Here is a 2,252-nt window from a genome sequence, read left to right as displayed (position 1 = left end):
CGTGAATTCCCAGAAATCCGTTAACAGGGTCTGAAAGAAATTCATATCCCGGCTTAGTTTTGATGTAAGGCAACTAACTGAAATTAAAAGGTTAGTTGCCTTTATTTTTCTCTTGAAAAACTACCAAAAGATATTGTACAATTATGTTATCTTCGATAACACTGATTCCCGGTGATTTATGGGCAGAGTTTTTAGAAACCAACAGGAAATCCCGATCCCCGACTTTGCATATCTGAATGCTTCCGACGGTCGTGTTTTCACCATTCATCGGGACGAACGAAACAAGCGCCAGCACATCACTATCGGGTGGGCGACATCCAAGGTCACCATGCACCCGAATGAGAACTTCAAGTTTCTCTACCCCAAACTCTGGGCCCAGTACTACGGGGAATCCAGGCTTCAGCCTCATGAGCTTCATGTCGGGCTGTATGGCCTGACACTCAGCGCGGGTTGGAAGACCGGACTCTACCCAATGCTTCAGAAAGACTTTGGTCCGCTCAATGCCAATGCCGTCCTGGATTACGCCATGTTCAGCATCCGGCATCGGGCAGATTCAACTGATCTGATGAAGGACGAGATGGCTCAGCAGCTGCTTTTTTCCGACTCGCTTCGAAGCGACAGCTGGTATTCGGATTTCTTTGAAAATCAATTGAGTCCAGACGTCATTCACCAGTTTCGGATGGACTGGCTCAAACGCTTCGCAGCGCAGGGAGGCACCAAAGTCTGGCTCTGCATCGACGGCTCCAACAACGACTGCACGGTCTCGGAAAGCCGCATTGCCGAACCCGGCAACTCCAAGTCGCATAAGGCAGTAAACATCTACAGCTACATGTGGGCTGTCAGCTCGGAGGATGGGCGCCCTGTCACCTGGTTTCTCAATAACGGCGGCAAAGTCGATGCCAGGGCTTTTGAGAAGATGATCCGCTTTCTTGCCGCTGCCGGCATCGAAGTTGATGGCGTCATTCTCGATCGAGGCTTCGCTGATGAAGGCGTTATGCGACTTATCCGGGAGCTCGGATACCGCTACGTCGTCATGCTGAAGTCTTCCGCGCTGGCCTACAAGACCATGCTGGAGAAATACGCGGAAACGATCCGCTGGAAGGTCGCTCACGTCATAAACGACAAGGGCATTTTCGGCGTTGAGGAAAGGACCCGCGTATTCGCCAGCGGCACTGAGGAAGCCTGCGTCGGCTTATTCTTCGACGGTATTCGAGGATGCAGAAAGTCCGTGGACGACATTGCCCGGGTGCTGAAGAGCCGGCAGGAAATCAAGGCTCAGATCCTTGGCGGGAAGAAGCTCAGCAAGCTCAAAATTACTTCCGACATGAAGCCCTATCTGAAGCTGACGGGAACCGAGGATGCCCCCGCTGTAGAGCTCTGCGCTGAACGGCTTCAGGAATCCATTGACCGCCATGGCTTTAATGCCATCGCCTCTTCGGAAGATCTGCCCGCAGAGAAGATCAGTGAGATCTATGACTACCGCGACATCTCCGAAAAGCAGTTCAGCGCGCTGAAATCTCAGCTGGGAGCCGACGTAACGCGCGTACATGACGACCAGCGCATTGAGGCAAAACTTGCCGTCTGCTTCATTGCGGCCATCCTCCGTACGGAAATCGAACTCGCCTGCCGCAGGCTGGAGCTCGACACCAACAAGTCCCTGCGGGAAGCGGATCGTACCGTTCTGACGCTGATGCCGAATGATGAGTACTGCGCCGTGCACGACTACTCAAAGCGCATGGCACTGCTTTATGCCGAATTCGGCTTGAGCGACGAGCATCTCGACTTCTTCGCGCAGGAAGTGAACAGCCGCAGGAGTCCGATTCACAGCCAGACGCGCACGATGCCGCCGTTTGAAACGCCTGCACCTAAACGCAAACCCGGAAGGCCCGCAAAGAACAACGCTCCGGAAGAGGCAGCGATGCCGAAGCGGAAGCCCGGACGACCTAAGGGTAGTAAAAATAAGAAGACGCTTGAACGGGAAGCTATGCAGGCGGCCATGCCGGCGCCCTTAAAACGCAAGCCAGGAAGGCCCAAAGGCAGCAAAAATAAGAAGACTCTCGAAAGGGAAGCGCTGCTGGCAGCTCCTCCCAAGAGAGGCCGTGGACGCCCCAAAGGCAGCAAGAACAAATCAACGCTGGAGCGAGAGAAACTCGAAGCCCGGGAGAAGAAATCCGGTAAGCCTCAGTGAAAATATTCCCCTTGTCGCCATGCAGCTTCAGGGGGTGGTGTTACCGGATTTCTGGGAATTCACG

The 2,252-nt window shown here is 53.7% G+C and carries 1 protein-coding gene; it reads left to right on the top strand.

Annotated features, from left to right (window positions below):
• Window positions 1-178 precede the first annotated feature (178 nt).
• Window positions 179-2,188, top strand: coding sequence for a transposase (locus tag Q0106_RS08300; protein ID WP_297611452.1), 2,010 nt, complete (start codon window positions 179-181; stop codon window positions 2,186-2,188).
• Window positions 2,189-2,252 lie beyond the last annotated feature (64 nt).

Source organism: uncultured Sutterella sp. (assembly GCF_937923675.1).
In the GTDB taxonomy this organism is placed as follows: domain Bacteria; phylum Pseudomonadota; class Gammaproteobacteria; order Burkholderiales; family Burkholderiaceae_F; genus Sutterella.
This window is presented reverse-complemented; position numbering and strand designations above follow the sequence as displayed.

Coding starts and splice junctions, on each gene's coding strand:
- Q0106_RS08300 (WP_297611452.1), top strand. CDS start 179: ATGGGCAGAGTTTTTAGAAACCAACAGGAAATCCCGATCCCCGACTTT.